Consider the following 2,457-nt stretch of genomic DNA (forward strand, 5'->3'; position numbering starts at 1 on the left):
CGCTCGTGCGGTGCGTGGGGGGGGGGGCGGGGGGGGGGGGGCGGGCGGGCGCGCGCCCCCGCGCGGGCCGGGGGGCCGCGCCCCCCCGCCCCCCCCCCGGGACGGCGACGGTGGTGAGCGGCGGCGCGACGCCGACGCCCACCCCCGCCCAGCCCAGCCCCACCGGCACCGTCCACGGCAGCACCGGCGACTGGAACAGCACCGGCTCCTGACTACACCGGTTCCAGACCGCACCGGCTCCTGGCCTCACTGGCTCCGGACCGCACCGGAACAGCGGCAGGATCGATTCTTCAGTAGCTGGTCATCAGCTCGTCAGCGGCCCGGCCCGCAGCTCGTCACCGGAGCGCCCGCCGCCCCCCGGCCACCGCCCCGACGCCCATCCGAGACGGACGGAGCCGCCGGCGTCGACGGAGCCGAAGCGGCCGAAGAGCCCGAAGAGCCCGAAGAGCCCGAAGCAGCCGTAGCGGCCGAAGGGTTCGAACCCTCCCCCCGGGGCCGCCGCCCCGCCACCGCCGCCGCCTCCGGCAGCCCCAGCCGGACGAAGATCCGGTGCGCCTCCCGCAGCCGGCCCCACGCCGCGGCCTCCCGCCCGAGGTCCGCCAGCGTCCGGCCCAGCACCACCAGCGCGTGGCCCTGGTCCCGCTCGGCCCCCAGTTCCTCGCACAGCGTCAGCGCCTGCCCGGCGTGCTCCAGCGCCTCGTCCGTCCGGCCCAGCGAGCGCAGACTGTCCGCCATCCGGTAGCGGGCGTGCGCGGCCCGGGCCCGCAGCCCGGCCGCCGAGGCCACCGCCAGGCACTCGCCGAACCAGGTGACGGCCTCCTCGTGCTGCCCCAGCCCGTGCAGTGCCAGCCCCAGTACGTACAGCGTGTACGCCCGGCCGGGATCGTCGTGCCGGGTCCGCAGCTCGGCGAGCGCCTCGTGGCAGATCGGTACGGCCTCGGCGGCCCGCCCGCTGCGCACCCGGGCCAGCGCGGCGTTCACCGTCGTCACCAGCGCCCCGGAGCGGTGGCCGAGTTCGCGGGCCAGCAGCAGTGCCTCGTCGTAGTGCCCGACGGCCTCGTCGTAGCGGCTGAGGAACTGGCAGACCAGGCCGAGGTCGTTCAGCGCCTGGCGCAGGATCACCGTGTCGCCCGCCGAGCGGGAGGCGGCCACCGCCAGCCGGGAGGCCGCCTCGGCCTCCTCCAGACGAGTGGCGGCCAGGGCGACGTTGCCGCGGAGGAAGTGCGCCCGACCAGCTGCCCGGTGGTCGGTGTGGTGGTCCGCGGCGGTGGCCAGGGCCTCCGCTGTACTGGCGAGCTGGCGGCTGGGCGGGGCGAGGACGAACGGCGTGAGCGCGATCAGCAGGTCGATCGCGGCGCGCAACGCATCCGGTGCCGCGCCGCCGTCGGCCGGGGCCGGCGCGGTGTCGTCCGCGACGGTCCAGCACGCCACCTGGGCGGCGAGCGCGATCGCCCCGGAACCCTCCGCCTCGGCCCAGGCCCGGGCGCCGTCCGGGCCGCCGAGGTCCACGCCCGCGCTGCGGGCCGGCCCGAGCGCACCGGCGGCCGGATCTCCCGGGACGGCGTGCTGGAAGGCCGCGCACGCGGTGGCCAGCAGGTGGTCCAGCAGCCGGTCACGGGCCTCCACGGCCGCGCCCGGGTGGTCCGGGCGCCGCCGGGCGAAGGCGCGCAGCAGGTCGTGGTAGCGGTAGCGGCCGGGGAACGGCGACTCCATCATCGCCACGTCCACCAGGGACTCCAGCAGGTCCTCGGCGTCGTACTCGTCCAGGTCCAGCAGGGCGGCCGCAGCGGGCAGCCCGATGTCGGGGCCGTCCACCGAGGCGGCCAGCCGGAACGCCCGGGCCTGGGCGGGCGTCAACTGGCGGTAGCTCAGTTCGAAGGCGGCCTCCACCGCCAGGTCGCCGATGCGCAGCTCGTCGATCCGCCGCCGTTCGACCGCCAGCCGGCGGCCCAGCGTCTGGACCGTCCAGCTCGGCCGGGCGGCCAGCCGGGCCGCCACGATCCGCACCGCGAGCGGCAGGTGGCCGCAGACCAGCAGCAGCTCCCGGGCGGCCTCCGGCTCGGCGGCCAGCCGCTCGGCGCCGATCGTGCGGCCCAGCAGTTCGAGTGCCTCCGCCGGCTCGAACACGCCGAGGTCGGCCTGGACGGACGAGGGCAGGCCCGAGAGGCGGGTACGGCTGGTGGTGAGCACGGCGCAGCCGACCGCGCCCGGCAGCAGGGGCCTGATCTGCGCGGTGTCGTGGACGTTGTCGAGCACCAGCAGCAGCCGCCGGCCGTCGACCACCGAGCGGAACAGCGCCGAGCGGGCGTCCAGCCCCTCGGGCACCCCGTCGGGGCGCCCCCCCAACCCCCCCCCAAAACTGGCGATCCCCCCCGACGGGGCGGGCGGGGGGGTGGCGGCGCCCCCCCCGGCGACGTAGATCATCCCGCCCGGGGGGTCGGACCCGGCCCGGAGGGC

At 78.0% G+C, this 2,457-nt stretch carries 1 protein-coding gene; it reads right to left on the reverse strand.

Annotated elements, in window-relative coordinates:
* Window positions 1-312: 312 nt before the first annotated feature.
* Window positions 313-2,457: tetratricopeptide repeat protein (locus ACFV61_RS35315; protein WP_380496212.1), on the reverse strand; the 2,145-nt coding region annotated here is incomplete at its 5' end.

The organism is Kitasatospora sp. NPDC059817, from assembly GCF_042731835.1.
GTDB lineage: Bacteria > Actinomycetota > Actinomycetes > Streptomycetales > Streptomycetaceae > Kitasatospora.